The sequence below is a fragment of the Rhodococcus sp. SMB37 genome (assembly GCF_004345605.1).
Taxonomy (GTDB): Bacteria; Actinomycetota; Actinomycetes; order Mycobacteriales; family Mycobacteriaceae; genus Rhodococcus.
This window is the reverse complement of sequence record NZ_SLVY01000016.1, coordinates 23807-45152: the sequence shown is the minus strand read 5'-3', so window position 1 is coordinate 45152 and position 21346 is coordinate 23807. Positions and strand designations below refer to the sequence as shown.

3 protein-coding genes are annotated in these 21346 nt (G+C 69.4%); 1 reads left to right on the top strand and 2 read right to left on the bottom strand.

What is annotated here, in order from left to right; all coding sequences use genetic code 11:
* Nucleotides 1-160 precede the first annotated feature (160 nt).
* The gene (locus EV641_RS22410) at nucleotides 161-679 is read left to right on the top strand and encodes a protein-tyrosine-phosphatase (RefSeq protein ID WP_054718984.1); all 519 of its coding nucleotides are present in this window, start codon (nucleotides 161-163) and stop codon (nucleotides 677-679) included.
* Here EV641_RS22410 and EV641_RS22405 read toward each other — a convergent pair.
* Together EV641_RS22405 and EV641_RS22400 are read right to left on the bottom strand one after the other, a co-directional pair.
* Nucleotides 650-2461, bottom strand: a complete 1812-nt coding sequence (locus EV641_RS22405; RefSeq protein WP_132474677.1) for a polysaccharide biosynthesis tyrosine autokinase — start codon at nucleotides 2459-2461, stop codon at nucleotides 650-652. The genes EV641_RS22410 and EV641_RS22405 overlap by 30 nt on opposite strands.
* The gene (locus tag EV641_RS22400) at nucleotides 2461-21168 is read right to left on the bottom strand and encodes a non-ribosomal peptide synthetase (protein ID WP_241997405.1); all 18708 of its coding nucleotides are present in this window, start codon (nucleotides 21166-21168) and stop codon (nucleotides 2461-2463) included. Before EV641_RS22400 ends, EV641_RS22405 begins: the two co-directional genes overlap by 1 nt.
* Nucleotides 21169-21346: the final 178 nt, after the last annotated feature.

The following is a 21346-nucleotide window of genomic DNA, read 5'->3' as shown; positions in this document are numbered from 1 at the left end:
CGAAACGACAACACTCCTGTCACGAAACGGACACGTCCCGTCGCTCACCTGGAGTTTCTTTCACCGGCAGTGCAGACCGGGCGAAATACAACATGTTTGCAACGCCACATCGCGGTGTCCCACAGCCGACATGTCAGGCAGCGTCCCCTACGATCGCCCAATGCGGATCTTCTTTGTGTGCACCGGAAACGTTTGCCGCTCGCCAACCGCTGAACGTCTGACCTCCGCATACGCGGCCGAGGCCGGCCGGACCGATCTCACCGCACACAGCGGTGGTACCCGCGCAATGGTCGGGCACGGGATGGAGCCCACGGCAGCGCTGGTGCTGCAGCAACTCGGTGGAGACCCCGAGGGGTTCACCGCACAGCGCATCTCACCGCAGCTCGCGGAAGATTCCGACATGGTCATCACCATGAGCGAACGGCAGCGCAACAAGGTCGTCGAGGTGGCACCGCGCATGATGCGCGTGACGTTCACCCTGAAGGAAGCGGCCCGTCTCATGGAGGCGAGTGGCGCAACCACCGTCGCAGAATTGGCAGCGGCCCGGGCTCAGCACACTGCTGAGCCCGGGCCGGAAGACATCACCGATCCGATGGGCCAGGACGAGGAGACGTTCGTCGCGGTCGGTTCGGAGATTGCCGATCTGTTGCTACCCCTGCTTGCCCGAATCCGGGTCTGAGTCGTCCACCGGGCGTCGCGGTGCTTGGATCACCGGCCGCGATACCTGATTCTCGGATGCATGACCGTTGTTGGGTCCGTAGCCCTGCACGGCCGAGTACGCCTGCGGCGGGTACTGCTCGTCGCTGTGGCGTGACGGTGCCTGCGGGAACTCGGATACCCGCCAGGAGTGACCATTGCTGCGCGGATAGTCGCTGCCATCACCACTGCTGCGCGGATAGTCGCTGCCATCACCACTGCTGCGCGGATAGTCGCCGCTGGTGCGGTACTGCATCGCCTGCGTCTGATCGGGCGTCGCATGCTGATCCTGCTCGGGGCCCTGTGGACTCCGGGGAACCGGCGGATTCACGACTCGCTGGGCGACGGGAGCGGGCTGCGCCGCAACCGGTGTGGCAGGCGCAGCCTTGGCAGCGCCGGCAGCCGGCTTGTCCGTCTCGTAGTAGTAGCGGTACTCGTACGATCCGCCACGACCCTTCGACGGGGTCATGTTGAGGATCGTGCCCAGCACGGTCGCGTTGACCGAACGCAGATTGCCGACCGCGCGGGAGAGCTGTTCCTTGGTGGTCTTGCCGTAACGCGCGATGAGCAGCGCGCCGTCGGTGATGGTGCTGAGCACGGCTGCGTCGGTGACGGGCAGCAGCGGCGGCGCATCGATGATGACGTAATCGAACCGCGACCGCAGATCTTCGAGCACATGGCGGGCGTGCTCGGAGCCCAGCAGCTCGGACGGGTTCGGCGGCAACGCGCCCGCACCGAGCACCCACAGGCCGTCGTACTTGGTGGTCTGCATGACGTCGGCGATCGACGCCTGGTTCGCGAGCACGGTCGACAGACCGGCTCCGCCCATCACACCGAGGTACTTCGACACACGCGGACGACGCAGATCGCCCTCGACGAGTGCGACGGTGTGCCCGGCCTCGGTGAGCACCAGCGCAATGTTGATCGCGGTGGTCGTCTTGCCTTCGGTGGGCAGTGCGCTGGTGACCACGATCGCGCGCGGCGGGTGGTCGACTTCGAGGAACTGCAGGTTGGTGCGCATTTCGCGGTAGGCCTCGGCGTCACCGCTGTTGGCGTCGACGAACGAGATGGGCGGCGTCTCCTGTCGCGCCTTGTCCATCGGGATCACACCGACCACACCGGCTCCGGCGATCTCTTCGATGGTCTCGCGGTCCTTGACGGTGTTGTCGAGGCGATCGCGCAGCACCGCGAGGGCGATGCCGAGCAGAACGCCGACGGCCAGACCGAGCGCAACGTTGCGCGTGGTCTTGGGTGTCACCGGTGCCGACGGGGTCGAGGCGTGGGTTTCCACCACGACGCGCGCCGTGGGAGGACCGCCGTTCTCGGGGGTTTCGAGCTCACGGACCATGACGACGAACTCGTCGGACATCGCGTTGGCGATGTCGCGCGCCCGCTCGGGCGACGGGTCGGTCACGGCCATGTCGATCAGGACCGTGTCGGGGGCCGACGCCGCAGTGACCTTCGAGGCCAGTTCGTTGGGTGTCACGTCGGTGAATCCGAGCGTGTCGATGGTGCGCTCGGCGAGGTTCGTACCCGTCAGCAGCTTGGTGTACGACGCGACACGCTGCTGCGAGAACAGGTTGCCCTGGTAGATCTCCTGCACCGATCCGCCCGACGACGTCGACACGAACATCCGCGTCTTCGCTTCGTACTGCGGCGTGGTGAGCAGTGACGCACCGAGCGCGGCGAGAACGGCGACCACCGTCGTGACCGCGACGATCTTCCACCTCGCCTGCAGAATTCGCAGGTAATCGTGTACTTCCATCAGGGCGTCTCCCTCATTGCGGTTACTGCGCACCCAACGGGCACGGTAGGACAGTCGTCGCGATCCGCCAGCGCACCGGCGAGAACCGGACCGAACGAACGCAGAGCATCCGCGCCGGTCAACTCCGAGTGCGTGTACGGCACCGGGTGTTCGACGACGAGACCGTGCACGTATCGCTGCCAGGTGGCAGCGAGATCCGGGTGCCGGTCAAGATCTGGGGTGGCGACGAACAAATCGATGTCGCCCTCGTAGGTACGTGGCGTGTGCCGCAGCGCGGCCGCTTCGATGGCATCTGCTGCTGCGTCGATGCGGCGGAGCGCGTCGCCCACGAGTTCGTCGGGCAGCGCTGCGATATCGAGTGCTGAGATATCGACTTGGGGGGTGTCGACGTCGGGTTCCGGCTCAGAGGTTTCTCCGAGCGGAAGGGTTTCCGGGGTCAGGGTGTCGAGCAGTGCAAGCACCCCCACCTGGTCGCCGCTCTCCCGTAGCTGCACAGCCATTTCGTGAGCGATGGTGCCACCGACCGACCATCCGAGCAGGTGATAGGGACCATCGGGCCGAATATTACGGATGGCGTCGATATACCGCGCGGCGAATTCGGAAATGCTGTGGGGCATGTCACCCGATCCGGTGGCCTGCACTCCGTAAAGCGAGCGGCCGCCCAGGTGATCGGCGAGACCGCGGTAGGTCCACGAGAGCCCGCTGATGGGGTGGATGCAGAACAGCGGCGGACCGGTGTCGCCGGCAGCGAGTTCGACGACCGTCCCGAGCGGATCGGGTGTCGCACCGCCGTGCTCGATGTGGTGGGCGAGTTCGTCGACTGTCGTTGCGGTGAAGAGCCATTCGAGTGGAATGTCCCGATCGAGTTCGGCGCGCAGATCGCCGGCCACCGCAACAGCGGTGATGGAACTCCCGCCGAGATCGAAGAAACCGTGGTCGGCAGAGACGCTCTCGACAGGTACGTCGAGATTCCGGGCGAAGACCGCGGCGACGGTCTGCGCGATCGGTCCCTGCGGCGGCACGAACTCGGCTCCGGCCGGGGCAGGTGTCGGCAGTGCTGCGCGATCGATCTTCCCCGACGACGTGAACGGCATGGCGTCGACGACGGTGATGCTCGCGGGCCGCAGGTGGCGCGGGAGCTGGGCAGCGACGCGTCGTCGCAGGCTTGCGACCGTCGCCGTGCCCTGAACGTAGGAAGCGAGGACGGTGTCGCCGGAAGAGCCGGCGGCGGCGGAGCTGGGGACGGTGATGGCTGCGCCGACCTGCGGGTCGGAGAGGAGCACGGCGTCGACCTCGGCGGGTTCGACGCGGATGCCGTGGATCTGCACCTGGTCGTCGGCGCGGCCCACGTGGTCGAGTTCTCCGTACGCATCGATCCGCACCAGGTCGCCCGTGCGATACAACCGGTCGCCGGGTGCACCGAACGGATCGGCCACGAATCGTATTGCGGTATCGCCGCGTCGGTTGCGATATCCGCGGGCGAGTCCGCTTCCGCTCACATACAGCTCCCCCACCGCGCCGACGGGAACCGGGTGCAGCCGCGCGTCGAGGACGTGGACGGTAGCACCCGCGACCGGAACTCCGATGCCGGGTTTCGCATCACCGAGCAGTGGTCCACCCACAGAGACGCCGACGGTCAGCTCGGTGGGGCCGTATCCGTTGAACAACCGGTGCGCACTCCACTTGCCGGCAAGCGCAGCAGAAAGCGATTCACCCGCGGCGACGACGGTCATCGGCGCCACATCCGGCGACAGGGTCGCCAACACGGTCGGTGTGAGGTTGGCGTGGGTGATGCGCCCGTCGATGATCAACTGCTGCAGCGGCTCTCCCGCGAAGGTGTGCTCGGGCGCCACTACCAGTGTGCCGCCGTGCACGTGCGCAGTGAGCAGTTCGAACACCGCGGCGTCGAAGGTGTGCGACGCCGCCTGCAGCACCCGCACGCCGGGCGCGGCGTCGAGGCGTTCGCGCTGCAGGTCGACGAGGGCGGTGAGTCCGCGGTGCGTCACCTCGACGCCCTTCGGGGTGCCCGTCGTGCCGGATGTGTAGATCACGTAGGCGACGTCGTCGACGCGCACGGCCGGTGCTGCGGGCACAAGCACGTCGTCGCGGTCGGCGGTGAGGTCGAGCCAGGCGATGTTGCCGGGTCCGTCCTCACCGACGGTGAGTCCGAAGACGGCGCCGCAGTCGCGCAGGATTGCGTCGATGCGCGCGGCGGGCTGCGCCGGATCCACCGACACCCACGCGGCGCCGCTCTTGGCGACGGCCCACACCGCGAGCGGCCAATGCTGATCGCGCGGAGACGAAATCGCGACGACGGAGCCGGGGCCCACACCGCGTCGGGCGAGGTCGGCGGCGATCTCGTCGGCGCGGGCAGAGAGCCCGGAGTACGTCCACGCGACACGTCCCGCCTGCACGGCGATCGCACCGGGGTGCTCTGCGACGGCGCCCTCGAGCAGCTCCACCAGGGTGCGGGGTTCGACGGCGGGCGTGGACAACGGTGCGGGTGCGGGGACGGCGAGGTCGCCGACGGGCAGTTGCGGGCGGTCCACGGCATCACCGAGCAGCGACACGTAGTCCGCGAGCAGCGACTCCGCGGTGGCGGTGTCGAAGAGGTCGACGGCGTGCACGAGACGCAGGTCGATGCCCTTGCGGTCGATATCACTGTGGTCGCCCCGTTCGACGATCTCGAGCACGAGATCGAACTGTGCGGGCGGTGCACCGACGTCGGCCTCGGTGATCTGCAGTCCGGGCAGGTGCGGCAGCGTCTCGCCGGCCACCGCACGGTGGGTGAGCAATACCTGGAACAGCGGGTGGTAGGCCTGCTCCCGCGTCGGCGCGACCTTCGCGACCACCTCTTCGAACGGCACGTCGGCGTGCGCGAACGCGCCGAGGTCGGCGGCGCGGATGTCGCGCAGCAGTGCGTCGAACGGGCGGGCGGGGTCGATGACGGTGCGCAGCGGCACGGTGCCGACGAACATACCGACGAGGCGCTCGAGCTGCGGGTCGCCGCGCCCGGCCACTGCGGTGCCGACGGTGATGTCGTCGCGGCCGCTGCGCCGTGCGAGCAGCGCGACGAGCACAGCGTGGGCCAGCATGAACACGGTCACGTCGTGGTTGCGTGCCGCTTCGCGGAGCCGGCGTTGCAGGTCTGCGTCGAGGTGGACGACGGTCTGCTCACCACGATGCGTCGGGCGTGTGGGTCGCGGCCGGTCGGTGGGCAGCGGCAGCGGGCCGTCGGGGGCGCCGCTCAAGATCGTCGCCCAGTAGTCGAGCTGCCGCGCGGCGAGCGACGTCGGGTCGGTGGGGTCGCCGAGCAGGTCGTGCTGCCAGCGCGCGTAGTCGCTGTAGGTCACGGTCAGCTCCGCGAACTGCGGTGTGTCACCGGAAAGTCGGGCGGTGTAGGCACGCGACAGGTCGTCGAGCAATGGGCCGACGGAGCCGCCGTCGAACGCCATGTGGTGTACGGCGGCGGCGAGGATCCACTTGCCGGGCTCGACGTCGAGCAGCCGGATCCGGAGTGGCGCCTCGGTGACGAGGTCGAACGGGTCAGCCACGGTCTCGGCGATCGCCGCATCGACATCGGTACGCGAGAGATGTTCGAGTACAGGCGGATCGAGAAGTACCTGACCGGCGTCGGTGTGTGCGGTGCGCAGGATCCGATGGCGATCGATCACGTCGCTCACCGCCGCAGCCAACGCGTCCACATCGAGTTCACCGGTGAGCGAGAGGACGACCGGCACGACATACGCCGCCGTGTCGGGGTCGACGCGGTTCAGCAGCCACAGTCGTCGCTGCGCGGGAGCGAGCGGCACAGAGACGTCGGTATCGTAGTGCCGCAGTGGGATTCGGACGTCCTCGTCACCTCGCTCCCCTCCGATGCGGTGGGCCAGCGCCGCGAGTGTCGGTGCGTGCAGCACCGACCGCACCGGCACGTCCACCTCGAAGGCATCGGTGAGGCGCGCGGCGAACACGACGGCCGACAGCGAGTCGCCGCCCGCCGCGAAGAACCCGCGGTGCGCGGACGGCCGCGCGCCGAGGACGTGTTCGGCGACGGTGACCACGAGGTCTTCGGCGTCGGTGAGTGGACGATCGTCGACCACCACATCGTCGAACGGCTGCGCGGCATCGAACGCTTCGAGCGCCGAGACGTCGAGTTTGCCGTTGGGGGTGAGCGGCAGTGCGTCCACCACGCGCACGCGACCGGGCATGCGCTGTGGCGGCACCACCAGCGACAGCGACGCCTGCACGTTCTGCGCGGTCAGCTCACGGCCCGCGACGAATGCCACGAGCGAGCCGCCGAGCGCGAGGACCGCGGCATGCCGCACGTCGGGTTGCGCGAGCAGCGACGCCTCGAGCTCGCCGGGTTCGATGCGCACGCCACGCACCTTGAGCTGACGGTCGGTTCGGCCCCGGTAGGCAAGTGACTCCCCGGTGCGGTGCACGAGATCGCCCGTGCGGTACACGCGAGTGCCGTCCGCCGCCGCGACGAAACGCTCGGCGGTGAGCACAGGCTCGTCGAGGTATCCGGCAGCCAATCCTTCACCGGCGAGGTAGAGCTCGCCGACGGCGCCGTCGGGTACCGGACGCAGCCGGGCGTCGAGGACGTGAGCGACGGTGCCCGGCACCGGGCTTCCGATACCGGCCGGGGTGTCGCCGGTGATCTCGACGAGGGTCGAGACGATCGTCGCTTCGCTGGGCCCGTAAGCGTCGAGCATCGTGCGGCCGGCAGCCCACCGCGCGGCCAGCGCGGGCGAGAGCGATTCGCCGCCCGACGCGACCACGCGCAGATCCGGTAGCCCGTCGGGGTCGAGGGTGCCGAGCACGGTGGGCGTCGACAGGTAGTGGGTGATGTGCTCGTCGACGAGCAGGTGGTGCAGATCTGCCCCCGCATACACATCGGGAGGTGCGACCACCAGCGTCGCCCCGGTCGTGTGCGCGAGGAGCAGTTCGAGCAGCGCTGCGTCGAAGGCCGGCGAATAACCTTGTAGTACACGGTCACCTGGGCCCACTCGGTAACGAGGCCCCACCTCCGCGGCGAGCGGCGCGAGTCCGCGGTGCGTGACGGCGACGCGCTTGGGGGTGCCGGTGGAACCGGACGTGGCGACGACGTAGGCGACGTCGGGCGGGCACTGCACCTCCACACCGGTGGAGTCCATGCCGGCAGACGACGTGAACGCCGCACCGGTCTTCGTGACGGCCCACAGCATGCGGATGTAGTCGACGCTGCGGGGCAGGTCGATGGGCACGACCCGGCCCGGTCCCGCTCCGGACGAGCGCAGTTCGTCTGCGAGGGCGTCGGACTGTTCTTCGAGTTCGCGGTAGGTGAGCGAGACGCCGTCGCCGCGCAGCGCTTCACGATCGGGATGCGCCGCGGCGGTGGCGCGCAGCAGTTCCGGCAGGGTGCGTATCGTCGCGGGGCTGCCGCCGACGAGAGGCGCGGCCACCGGCGCGAATTCGACCTCTCCCACCGCGGCGTCGGGTGCGGCGGTGAGGGCGTCGAGGATCGTCACGAACCGCTCGGCAAGTCGCGCGGCGCTGGGCTCGGTGAAGCGGGACGCGTCGAACAACAACGTCCCCGCGTAGCCGCCGGACGAAGCCCCCAACGAGAACTGCAGGTCGAATTTCGGTGTGTCGTCGACGCTTTCCTGTGTCTCGATCGTCAGCTCGCTCACCCGCAGCGGCTCCAGGCCGAAGTCCTGCAACGCCAGCGCCACCTGCGGGGTCCCGTGGATGTCGGCGACGACCTGTTCGAACGGCATGGCGGTGTGGTCGAACGCGGCGACGTCGAAGTCACGCACCTGGGTGAGCAGACCGGCGAACGGCATGTCGGATTCGACGCGTGCCCGCAGCACGAGCGTGTCGAGGAACGGCCCGACGAGATCTTCGAGCTGCGCCCAGTGGCGTCCACCCGTGACCGCGGCGATGGCAATGTCGTCGTGCGCGCCGAGGCGGGCGAGCAGCACCGACAGCGCGGCGTGCAGCACCATGAATTCGGTGGCGCCGTGCTCACGCGCGAGATCCGCGACCCGCTCCCGTACGCCGGTGGGAATCTCGAAGTCGAGACGCTGTGCCACGGCCTCGGCGCCGGTGTGATCGACGGGCAATTCGGTGACGGCGAGACCGTCGAGTGCGCGCTTCCAGTGCACCACATCGGCTTCCGGAACACCGCGCTCCTGCTCCCACAGTGCGTAGTCGGCGTACTGCAGCGGCAACGGCTGCCACCCCGGGGCCTCCCCTGCGAGACGTGCGAGATAGGCGACGGTGAGATCGCGCAGCAGCGGGCGCAGCGAGGCGCCGTCGGCGATGGAGTGGTCGACGTCGAGGTGCAGCACGTGCAGGTTCTCGGCGACAGGTTCGAGCCGGCTCGACCACCGCCCCCGGCCGGTCACCACCTGGTGCACCCCGTCGCCGTCGACGGCATAGTCGGTGCGCAGGATCTCGTGGCGCTGCGTCACGTCGTCGAGCGCATCTTCGAGGGCGGGTACGTCGAGCGGGCCGCGTAGCTGCACGGTGCTGTGCAGGCGATACGCCTCGGGCGTGAGGGTGCCCAGGCCCCACAGGCGACGCTGGGCGCGGCTGAGTGGAATGCGCCCGGGTCGCGGCGACACCGCGACCGGCCCGTCCTCACGCACGGACCCACCGGCGTCGATCACCGCGGCGAGCGCGTCGACGGTCGAGTGGGTGAACAGCGTCCGCAGCGACACGTTCACGCCGGTCTCATCGCGCAGGCGTCCGACGAGCACGGTCGCAAGCAGCGAGTTACCGCCGACGGCAAAGAAGTCGTCGTCGCGGCCCACTGTGTCCCGCACGAGCAGGTCGCCGAGGATCCTCGCCACCGTCATCTCGGTGAGGGTCACCGGTTCGGACGATCCCGATGCCGGCAACGCAGGCAGCGCCGCGACGTCGATCTTGCCGTGTGCGGTGAGCGGGATCGTGCCGAGCGGCACGATCGCGGTGGGCACCAGATGCGCGGGCAGCACGCCGCGCAGGTCGCGGCGAACCTCGTCGACATCCACCTCGGCGGGTGTCACATACGACGTGAGAATCCCGTTGCACAGCAACGTGACAGAACGATCGATACCGTCCTGCGCCGACAGTGCCGCATCGATCTCGCCGGGCTCGATACGCACACCGCGCAGCTTGAACTGGCTGTCGCTGCGACCGTGGAATTCGAGGGTGCCGTCGCGCCGCCACCGCACGAGATCGCCGGTGCGATAGCGGCGGGTGCCGTCGGGTGCGGCGATGAAGCGTTCGGCGGTGCGGGACGGGGCACCGCGGTAGCCGGTGGCGAGACGTCCACCGCCCACATACAGTTCGCCGATCACGCCCACAGGCACGGGCTGCAACCGGTCGTCGAGCACCACCACCGACGACGCGCGCACAGGTGTGCCGATCACGATGTCGTCGCCCGGATGCAGCGGCTGCGAGTTGGTGACGAACATGGTGGTTTCGGCGGGGCCGTAGCTGTTGATCAGGGTGCGTCCCGGCGACCAGCGGTCGACGAGCGCGGACGTGAGCCGGTCGCCGCCCAGCATGAGCACCCGCAGGTGCGGCAGGTGGCGGGGCGGCACGGTCGCGAGGGTGGACGGCGTCATCACCGCGTGGGTGATGGCATCGCGTTCGAGGAGGTCGGCGAGGGCGGCGCCACCGTAGCTGTCGGTGTCGGCCACGACCAGTGTGGCACCGGCGATCCCGGCGGTGAGGATCTCGAGCATCGCCGCGTCGAAGCTGGGTGCGGCCACATGCAGCACGCGGTCGCCGGGCGCGGCGGCGAGATCCTGGGCGATATCGTCGGCGAATGCGCTGACGCCGCGCTGGGTGATGGTGACGCCCTTGGGGTTACCGGACGTGCCGGAGGTGAACACGTAGTACGCGGGCGAATCGGGTGCCGGCTCGAACACCGGGACGGGATCGAAGTCGGTGCCGTTGTCGACCGGCACCCACGTCACCGCGCCGGGCAGGGCGTCGTCCTCGCCCACACCGACGGTGACGCCGTCGAGCATCGCGGCGAGGCGCGCGGTGGGCTGGGCGGGGTCGACGAGCATCGGGGCGGCCCCGGCGCGGACGATGCCCCACACCGCGAGCACCGACTCCAGCGACCGCGGTACGGCACACGCCACCGCATCGCCGGGGCGCACACCGGCGTCCTGCAGGCGCGCGGCGAGATCATCGGCGTAGAAGACGAGTTCGGGGTACGTCAGTTCGCGATCGCCGTCGCGCACGGCCAGGTTGTCGCCGCCGAAGTCGGCGCCGGCGGCGAGACGCTGCCGCAGCGACCGGGTCGACGCGGCGAAGCGGCCTTCCACGACGGGGTTCTGTCGGTCGATGAGGTCGATGTCGCCGAGTCGGATCTGCGGGTCGGTGACCGCGGCGCGGAGGATCGCGGAGTACCGGCCTGCGGCAGCGGCGATGGTCGCCTCGTCGTACAGGTCTGTGCTGTAGAAGAATTCGAGGTCGAGGCCGGTTCCGGTCGGGGTCGCGGTGACCTGCAGGTCGAGCTGCGTGTAGCGGGTGTCGACGGGCCGCACCGACACGTCCATGCCGGGCAGCGCGGCGGTGTCGACGACGGGCCGGTTCAGCGACAGCGACACCTGGAACAGCGGGTGACGCGCCGCGCTGCGCACCGGGTTGAGGTGCTCGACGAGCGTCTCGAACGGCGCGTCGGGATGCATGTACGCGGCGACGTCGCGTCCGCGCACCTGCTCGAGGAAGTCGGTGAACGTCGCGTCGGGGTTCACGTCGGTGCGCAGCACGTGGGTGCCGACGAACATGCCGACGAGGTCGTCGAGTTGCGGTTCGCCGCGGCCGGAGACGACGGTGCCGATGGGGATGTCGTGGCCGGCGCCGTGTCGCTGCAGCAGGGTCGCAAGCGCGGCGTGCAACACCATGAACAGCGTTGCGTGTCCGGTGCGGGCGAGGTTCTGCAGGCCGTCGACGAGTTCGGCGTCGAGAGACACCACGTGCGCGGCGCCGCGTCCGGTGGGCTCCGACGGACGCGGACGATCGCCCGGCAGCGTGGTTTCCTCCGGCAGGTCGGCGAGGGCATCGAGCCAGAACGGGAGCTGGTCGTCGGCCATCGCGCGTTGGCGTCGTGCGTAGTCGCTGTACTGCACGGGCAGCGGCGACCACGTCGGCGACGAGCCCGCGTGGCGGGCTTCGTAGGCGACGGCGACGTCGCGCAGCAGCGGGGTGAGCGACCATCCGTCGGCGGCGATATGGTGCAGCACCACCACGAGCACGTGCCGCTCGGGAGCCGTCCGGTACAGACGGGTGCGCAGCGGGCGGTCGACGGTGAGATCGAATCCGGTAGAGGCGAATTCGGTGACGAACTCGTCGAGTGCGTCGTCAGGGACGGCGATCGGGTCGAGTACGACGGGTTCGGCGGGCAGCAGCACCTGCTCGGTTGCCGTGGGATACACGGTGCGCAGCGTGTGGTGCCGCTCGACGAGATCGCTCAGGGCGGCGGCGAGAGCGTCGACGTCGAGGTCGCCGTCGAGTTGCACCGCGAACGGAAGGTTGTAGCCGGGCGAGGCCGGGTCGAAGCGGTTGACGAACCACAGTCGCTGCTGCGCAGCGGACATCGGAGCGGGGCCGTCACCCGCCACCAGTTGCGGACGCGAGCGTCCGGCTCCGGTGCGCTCCGAGATGATCGCGGCGAGCCCGGTGACGGTGCGCGCGTCGAAGATGTCGCGGACGGTGACGTCGACATCGGTGATGTCGGTGAGGCGCCCGGCGAGGCGGGTGGCGAGCAGCGAGTTGCCGCCGAGGTGGAAGAAGTCGTCGGTCGCGGAGACTTGTGCGGCACCGTGGTCTGCATCGACGCCGAGCAGACCGGCGACGACCTCGGCGACGAGTTCTTCGACGGGCCCGTGCGGCGCTGCTCCCCCGGCGCTCGTGATCTCGGGAGCCGGCAGGGCGTCGCGGTCGAGCTTGCCGTTCGCGGTGCGCGGCAATTCGTCCAGCGACACGGCGGCCGCGGGCACGAGGTAGTCGGGCAGGGTGCGGCGCAGTTCGTCCAGCGCAGCAGTGCTGTCGCCGCCCACGAGGTAGGCGACGAGCCGGTCGTCGCGCAGCAGCACCGCGGCCTGGGTGACGCCGTCGCATGAAAGGAGAGCGGCTTCGATCTCGCCGGGTTCGATGCGATAGCCGCGCAGTTCGATCTGATGGTCGGCGCGGCCCAGATAACGCAATCCGCCGGAGCGGTCGCGGCGGGCGAGATCACCGGTGCGATAGCGGCGGGCACCACCGGCTGCGGCGACGAACCGGACCGCCGTGAGGCCGGGCCGGTCGCGGTAACCGCGGGCCAGCTGATCTCCGGTGACATACATTTCGCCGATCGCGCCGGGGAGCGCCGGCCGCAGCGACACGTCGAGGACCTCGACGCCCATCCCCGGGATCGGGGTACCGATGCCGGTGGCGGTGGCTTCGCCGGCGGTGACGTGCACCGTGGTCTCGGTGATACCGAACATGTTGACCACGTGGACGTGCGGGTGCCGCCGCGCCCACGGTGTCACACGGGTCGGGTCGAGCGCTTCGCCGCCGAAGACGACGAGCCGCAGGTCGGGCAGTTGCGCGTCAAGTTCTGCGAGCTGGTAGAAGGCGCGCGGTGTCTGGTTCAGGACCGTGACGTGCTCGCGGCCGAGGAGTTCGGCGAATGCTGCGGGATCGCGGACAGTGTGGTGATCGACCACGACGAGGCGCGCGCCCGTGGTGAGTGCGCCCCACATCTCCCACACCGAGAAGTCGAAGGCCGGCGAGTGGAACAGCGACCACACATCGCCGGGGACGCAGCCGAGGTCGAACGTGGTGGCGGCGAGCAGCGTCGCGAGGTTGCGGTGGGTGACGAGCACACCCTTCGGGGTGCCCGTGGAACCCGACGTGTAGATCAGGTAGGCGCCGCTGTCGGTGGGGATCGGCGTGTCGAAGTCGGCGCCGTCCTCGATGCGGGCGGCGACCTCGGGGTCGTCGATGTGCAGAGCAGGCACGGACGAGTCGAAGCCACTGTGGGCGAGCACAATCGACGGCGATGCGTCGGCAAACAACGCCTGTAGGCGCGCCGGTGGGTGGGTGACGTCCACCGGCAGGTACGTCGCCCCCGCTCGTGCGACGGCGAGGAGCGTGACGACGAGATCGAGCGAGCGCGGCAACGCCACGGCCACCACGTCGTCGGTGCCGACCCCCCGCTCGTGCAGCAGCGCGGCCAGTCCGCCGGAGCGCGACCACAGCTGTCCGTAAGTGAGGCTCTCACCGGCATCGGACAGCGCGACGGCTTCGGCGTCGTCGGCGACGCGGGCAGCGAGGAGGTCGATGGGCGAGGTGGCCACCGGGGGGAGCGTGACGCCGACGGGGGTGTGGTCGGCGCCACGCAGTGGGATACCGCCGACGGGCAGAGCCGGGTCTGCGGTAACCGAATCGAGGATACCCACAAGCCACTTACGCCACTCCACCACGGTGGCTGTGTCGAACATTTCCGCAGGAAAGCGGAAGGTCCCGGTGAGACCCGCCGGGGTACCCGCGGCGGTGCGGTGATCGCGGATGCCCAGTTCGAGGTCCACACGCGCAGCACCGGACGGCAGCTCACGCACCGTCGTGCCGGGTACCGCGAAGGTGTCGATGCCGAAGCTCTCGTAGGCGAGGATCACCTGGAACACCGGGTGATGCCCGCTGGTGCTCGCGCCCACCGCGTCGACGATGCGGTCGAAGGGGACGTCGGCGTGGGCGAACGCGTCGAGATCGGCGCGGCGCGCCTCGGCGAGCAGGTCGGTGAAGCTGTCCCGCGGCCGCACCGACAGCCGCAGCGGGACGGTGCCGACGAACATGCCCACCATGTCGTCGAGCGCGGCCTCGGTACGACCGGAGACGGGGGTGCCGATAACGATGTCGTCGGTGGCGGCGAGCGAATGCAGCAGCGTCGCAAACGCAGCGTGTATCACCATGAACGGGGTGACGTCGTTGGCGCGGGCCAGTTTGTCGATCGCGGCATGCAATTCGGCAGGCACCGTGAACCCGACCTGCCCGGCCGCGCCGGTGGTGATGTTGCTGCGCGGGTGGTCGGCGGGCAGCTCGAGCAGCGGCGGGGCGCCGGCGAGCGTCTCCTTCCAGTGCGCCAGCTGCGTCGCGGCGAGGCTGCCGGGGACGGTCTCGTCGCCGAGAACAGCTGCGTGCCACCGCGCGTAGTCGCGGTAGGTGACCGTCGAGCCGGCGAGGTCGGGGGTCTCGCCGGCTCGACGATCAGCATATGCGGTCGCGGCGTCGCGACCGAGTGGGAGCAGCGACAGACCGTCGGCTGCGATGTGGTGGAGCACCACAGCGAGCGTGAACCCGTCGGTGGTGCGGTAGAGCGCGGCGCGGACCGGCGCGTCCACCGTGAGATCGTAACGTGCGCGAGCGAACTCGCCCATCCGATCGTCGAGGTCTACGGGTGCCTCGACCGGCTCGAGGTCGAGTTCCACGGTATCGAGCAGGTGCTGACGCGGGCCGTCGCCGCTGTCGGGGTAGATGGTGCGCAGCGTCTCGTGCCGGGTGATGACGTCCGAGAACGCGGCGCGCAGGGCGTCGAGATCCGTGTCGGACGGGAGATCCACGGCGAACGCGATGTGGTCGCCGCCGTCCGTGTCGGCCGCGACATCGAACCGGTTGACGAGCCACACGCGTTGCTGTGCGGGCGCAAGTGGTGTGTCGGCGGTGCCTTCGTCATGAACGAGCGGGATGGCGGCAACCGCGTCGGAGGATCCGACCACGCGTGCGAGGTCGGCGACGGTGGGATTCTCGAACACGTCGCGCACACCCACGCGCCGAGCGGCGACCGCACCGAGGCGGGCAGCAAGCGTGGTGGCGAGCAGCGAATTGCCGCCGATCGCGAAGAAGTCGTCATCGCCCGAAACGACGGGCACGCCCAGCACATCGGCGACGATCCCAGCGACGAGTTCTTCGGTGACGCTCCGGAACCCGCGGTCGGCGGTGGAGTCACCCGCGGGGTCGGGCAGTGCAGCGCGGTCGATCTTGCCGGTGCTGGTGAGCGGCATCGCGTCGAGCACGGTGACGGTGGCGGGCATCATGTGTCGCGGCAGGCGCGAGGCAAGCCAGTCGCGGATCTCGCGCCCGTCGAGTTCGGTGTCGGGGCTGTGCACGTAGGCGGCGAGCGCACTGTCTCGGACGAGCGTCACGGCGGTGCGCACACCCGGATGCTCGTGCAGGACGGTGTCGATCTCGCCGAGTTCGATTCGGAACCCGCGGATCTTGACCTGGTGGTCGGCGCGGCCCACGAATTCGAGGGCGTGGTCGCGGGTCCAGCGCACGAGGTCGCCCGTGCGGTACATGCGTCCGCCCCCGAAAGGATCGGCGACGAAACGCTCGGCGCTGAGGGCGGGGGCGCCGAGGTAGCCGCGGGCCACGCCCTGACCCATGAGGTAGAGCTCGCCGATCACGCCGTCGGGCACGCGTTGCAGGCGATGATCGAGCACCGCGGCGGTGACACCGACGAGCCCGGTGCCGATGGTGAGCTTCTCGCCCGGGTGCAGCGGTGTGCTGGAGGTGGCGATCACCGTGGTTTCGGTGGGCCCGTACACATTCAGCATGGTTCGGCCCGGCGACCACCGTGCCGCGGTCTCGGCAGGCCACATCTCGCCGCCCACCGCGAGGACTTCGAGGTCGTCGAGTCCCGCAGGGTCAAACTGGGTGGGCACCGACGGCGTGGTGAACCAGTGCGTGATGCGTTCGCGACGAAGCAGCTCGAGCAGTTCGTCGCCGCCGAACAGCTCGGGCGGCGCCACCACGAGGGTCCCGCCCGCGGTCAGGGCCATCACCTGCTCGAGCACGGCGCCGTCGAAAGCGGGGTTCGCGAAGTGCAGCACGCGGGCATCGTCGTGGAGTGCGAAATGGTCGACGAACGACTGTGCGAGCGGCCCGAGTCCGCGGTGCGCGACCGCCACGCCCTTCGGCTTACCCGTCGACCCGGAGGTGTAAACGAGGTAGGCGAGGTTGTCGAGATGCACCGGACGCGTGCGGTCGCCGTCGGTGATCTCACGGGTGTCGCCGTCGAGAATGAACGGCACGATCTCCACACCGGACGGCACAGGCACGTCGGGCCCTGCGATGGCGTACGCGACGCCGGAGTCGGTGAGCAGCGCGTTGATACGAGCGGCGGGCTGGCCGGGATCGACGGGTACGAACGCCGCGCCGGTGAGTGTCACGGCGGCAGCCGCGATCACCGACGACGCCCCGCGCGGCAACATCACCGCGACACGGTCTTCGGCTCCCACTCCCCTGCCGAGCAGCGACCACGCCAGCGGCCGGGCGGCAGTCGCGATGTGGATCGGCTCGCCACCGGGCTCGACGACCCGCGCCGCGGATCGTTCGATGATCTCCGCGAAGGTGGCTTCGGGTCCGGGTTCGGCGACTGTCACCGGCACGGCGCCGAGGTCGACGTCGCTCACCGGCTCGGCGGGGTGCTGTGCGACGTGCTCGAGCACCGTGCCCAGACGCTGAGACCATGCGGCGATGGTGGTGTGGTCGAACAAGGTCGTGTCGTAGACGAGGCGGCCCGTCAAAGATCCGTCGCGCATGGCGCGTATCGAGATCTCGAGGTCGAACCGTGCTCGTGCCGAGCCGATTTCCTGCGGCCGCACCGTGAGGCCCGGAAGTTCGAGGTCGGGGACGTCGACGTTGTCGTAGGCGAGCATCACGCTGAAGGGGCTGAACCCGAGTACGTCGACGACCTGCTCGAACGGCACGGTGGCGTGCGCGAATGCGTCGAGGTCGACGCTCCGGGCGGCGGCGAGTAGCGAGGTGAAGGGGGCGGCGGGGTCGACGTCGAGGCGGAGTGCGACGGTACCGACGAACATGCCGACGAGGGCGTCGAGGTCGGGGTGGTCGCGGCCGGCCGTGCCGGTGCCGATCGCGATGTCGCGGCCGGACGTCCACGCCGACAACCACACCGCGACGGCGGCGTGCACGGCCATGAACACGGTGGCGTCGTGGGCGGCGGCGACCGAGCGCAGGGCGTCGACCTGGTCTGCGGGCACCGTGAACTCCACCGCGGAGGCCGGGCCGAACCCGCCGTTGCGGGGGCGGTCGGTGGGCAGGGGCGCTGCGGCGTCGAGCCCGCCGAGGGTGGTGGTCCAATAGGCGAGTTCGCGGCCGGCGGGGCTCGCGGGGTCGGCGGCGTTGCCGAGCCGGTCGCGGTGCCAGCGGGCGTAGTCGCGGTACTGCAGCGGCAGCGGCTCCCACGCGGGTGCCTGCCCGTCGACGCGCGCGGCGTAGGCGACGGCGACGTCGGTGGTCAGCGGCACGAACGAGGCGCCGTCGAGCGCGATGTGGTGGGCGACCACCGCAAGCACGTGCCGATCCTCGGCCACGCAGAACAGCCGGACGCGGAACGGGATCTCGGCGGTGAGGTCGAACGGGGCTGCCACCCACTCGCCGATCACCGCATCGACAGCCGCCTCATCGATCGCCTCACGGTCGAATGCCGGGACGGCAGCGTCGATCCCGAGCACCTCTTGTACCGGTCCGTCGCTCGTGATCGAGAAGACGGTGCGAAGGATGTCGTGGCGGCCGAGCACATCGGTGATCGCGGCCTGCAGTGCAGGTACGTCGAGTGCGCCGTCGAGGTGGAGGGCGAACGGCAGGTGGTAGGCGGCGGGGTCGCCGTGCGCGCGGGCGAGGAGCAGCAGTCGCTGCTGGGCCGGGGCGAGCGGGGCCGGTCCGGTGTCGGCCAGCGCGACCGGACCCGACGTAGCGAGCGGGCGTGCCTCGGCTGCGGCCGCGAGCCGGGTGACGGTTGGGTGCTCGAACACGTCGCGGAGCTGCACGTCGCGCCCGAGTGCGGCGCCCAGGCGCGCGGCGAGCTGCGCGGCGCCGAGTGAGTGGCCGCCGAGTGCGAAGAAGTCGGCGTCACCGCCCACATTGTCGGCTGCGGTGAGGTCGGTGAACAGTTCGGCCACAAGTAGTTCGGTGGGGCCGTTCAGCGGCCTCGACCCGGTAGAGGCGACCGCGGGGGCGGGCAGTTCACGGTGGTCGATCTTGCCGCCCGGGGTGAGTGGCAGGGCGTCGAGCACGGTGATCGACGTGGGCCGCAGATAGCCGGGCAGTTGTTCGGCGAGGTGGATGGTGAGGTCGGCAACGTCGACGTCGCCCACCACGTAGGCGGCGAGGTGCTCGCCGCGCACCACAACGGTGGCGGCACGCACGGCGTCGAACGAGGTGAGTGCCGCTTCGATTTCACCGAGTTCGATCCGGCGACCGCGGATCTTCACCTGCTGATCGGCGCGGCCGAGGAAGACGAGTTGTCCGTCGGAGTGCCAGCGCACCACGTCGCCCGTCCGGTACATACGACCGCCGAACGGGGATGCGACGAACCGCTCGGCGGTGAGTGCAGGTGCACCGAGGTAGCCGCGGGCCACGGCGTCTCCCCCGAGGTACAGCTCGCCGGACACTCCGACGGGCACAGGGTGCAGGCGGGAGTCGAGGACGACGGCGGTCATGCCGTCGATGGGTCGCCCGATGGGGACACCGGCGCCGGGTTCCAGTGGCGCGCTGAGCGTCGCGAGGACTGTGGTTTCCGTCGGTCCGTATGCGTTGAGCATGGTGTGGCCTGGCGACCAGCGGTCGGCGACGGCCTGCGGCAACGATTCGCCGCCGGCGTCGAGCATCGTCAGATCGGGCAACCCGTGTTCGGGGGTGACGGCGAGGACGGCGGGTGCGGTGATCGCGTGGGTGACGCGTTCGGTGCGCAGCAGTGTCGCGAGGGCGGGACCGCCGACAGCGTCGGGTGGGCAGAGGACGACGGTGGCGCCTGCGTCGAATGCCAGCAGTAGTTCTTGCAGCGACGCGTCGAAGCTGGGTGCGGCGAGGTGCAGCACACGCGAGTCGGCGTCGGCGCTGTAGCGGTCGCGCAGGGTGGCCACCAGCGCGGCGAGGCCGCGGTGTCCGACGGCGACGGCCTTCGGGGTGCCGGTGGAGCCGGAGGTGTGGATCACCCACGCGGGGTTGTCGAAGTGCAGTAGGCGCAGCCGGTGCTCGGCGGTGAACTTCTCGGACGTCTCACGCTGTGCGGCGGGCGCGACCGGCACGACGTGTGCAGGAAGCGACCGCTCTCCCGCGACGGCAACCTGCACGTCGGCAAGCAGTTCGGTGAGGCGGATGTCCGGGAGTTCCGGGTCGATGGGGGTGTAGGCGGCACCGGTTTTCGCGACGGCCCACAACGCGATCACGGAGTCGATCGAGCGCGGCAGCAACACCGCGACTCGATCCTCGGGGCCGGCACCGGCAGCGACGAGGCGGTGGGCGAGTTCGTCGGAGAGGGCGTCGAGGTCGCGGTAGGTGAGCGAGCGGTCGCGGTCGTGTACGGCGATGCGGTCGGTGTCGCAGTGTGCAGTGAGGAGATCAGGCAACACCTGCGGGGCGGGTGCCTCACTGCCACGCGCAGGGGTGAAGCCGTCGAGTTCGTCGGCGGTGGCGAACGGCAGATCTCCCACCGGTGCCGATGGGTCGCTGACGAACTCAAGGAGGAAGTCGAGGAACCTGCGGTGCAGGAAATCGAGGTAGTCCTGTGTGTACAGGTTGGGGTTGGCTTCGAAGTCGACGCGGAGGGTCTTCCCCGGAATCCCCGCATACACATTCATCGACAGGTCGTCGACCGGCCCGGTGGACTGCACGTGGTAATCGGCCGGTACGTCGCCGTAGACGATCGGCTGATGGAAATTCATGATGTTGACGACCGGCCCGAAGGCGTTGCGCGTCTCGGTGTGTTCGCGGCCGAGTGCGCGGAGGTCGGCGAGCATGTCGGCGTAGGAGTACCGCTGATGACGCAGCGCACCGTTCATCTCCACCTGAACGCTACGAATCAGATCGGTCCCCGGCGCCGACAGATCGAGGTGTACGCGTAGCGGCACCACGTTGGATATGACGCCCGCGGAACGTCTCAGCGCAGCGGTGGTGCGCGCCGATACGGGAAGCGACAGCACTACATCGGTGGTGCTTCGAGTACGAGCCAAGAACGCAGCGAACCCTGCGAGCACGATCGGCACCTCGGTGGCATTCACTTCCTGCGCCCGTGCTGTGATCGCTTCGGCAAGCCCGGAGGTGACAGCAGTTCCTGATCGCCGCGCCGGGACCGTAGGGGGCGCGACGTCGCCGATCAGAGAGAGCGGCTCGGGCAGATCTGCCAGACGCTGGGCCCAATGTTCGCGGTCACCGGCCTGTCGCTTCGATCCCACATACGCGGTTTCGAAGTCGAGGATCTTCTCGATCGGCAGTGACGTGACCGGCGGAGTCTCTTCGCCTGCGATCCACGCCGAGTACAGCTCCGCGGCCCGGCTCAACAGGATCATGGCCCCGTGGCCGTCGAGGGCAATGTGGTGGACGTAGCTCGACAGGAAATATCGCTCGTCGGCCACGTGCAGCAGGGTGCTGGCAATAAGGCGGTCGCGAAGGGGATCGAGTGGCGCCGAGAAGCGCGCAGTCATCCAACGATGCGCAGCGGCTTCCGGATCATCGAACCCTCGACAATCGACATATGGGACATCATCGACATATTCGATATCGACGAATTGCTCGGGAACGCCGTCTCCGTCAGCGAGAAAGAGAAAGCCCGATTCCACATCGCGCGCAGCCTGCAGCATTGCCTCGGTGACGAGACCATGATCGAGACTGCCCCGAAACTCCAAGTACTGGGCAGTAATAAAAGGTACGCCCGGGTTCAACACCTGGGCGTACCACAGCCCCCGCTGGCTTGGGGACAGCGGAAGTAAATGCACCACGCTCCCTCGCCTCACCCGACAAAACACATACTCGAGGCGTGATAGCTACGCTGTGAACCGCCCCGACGAACCGCAGCTGATGCCTCCCAACACCGTTGCCACGATCAACGGAACAAAGTGTATC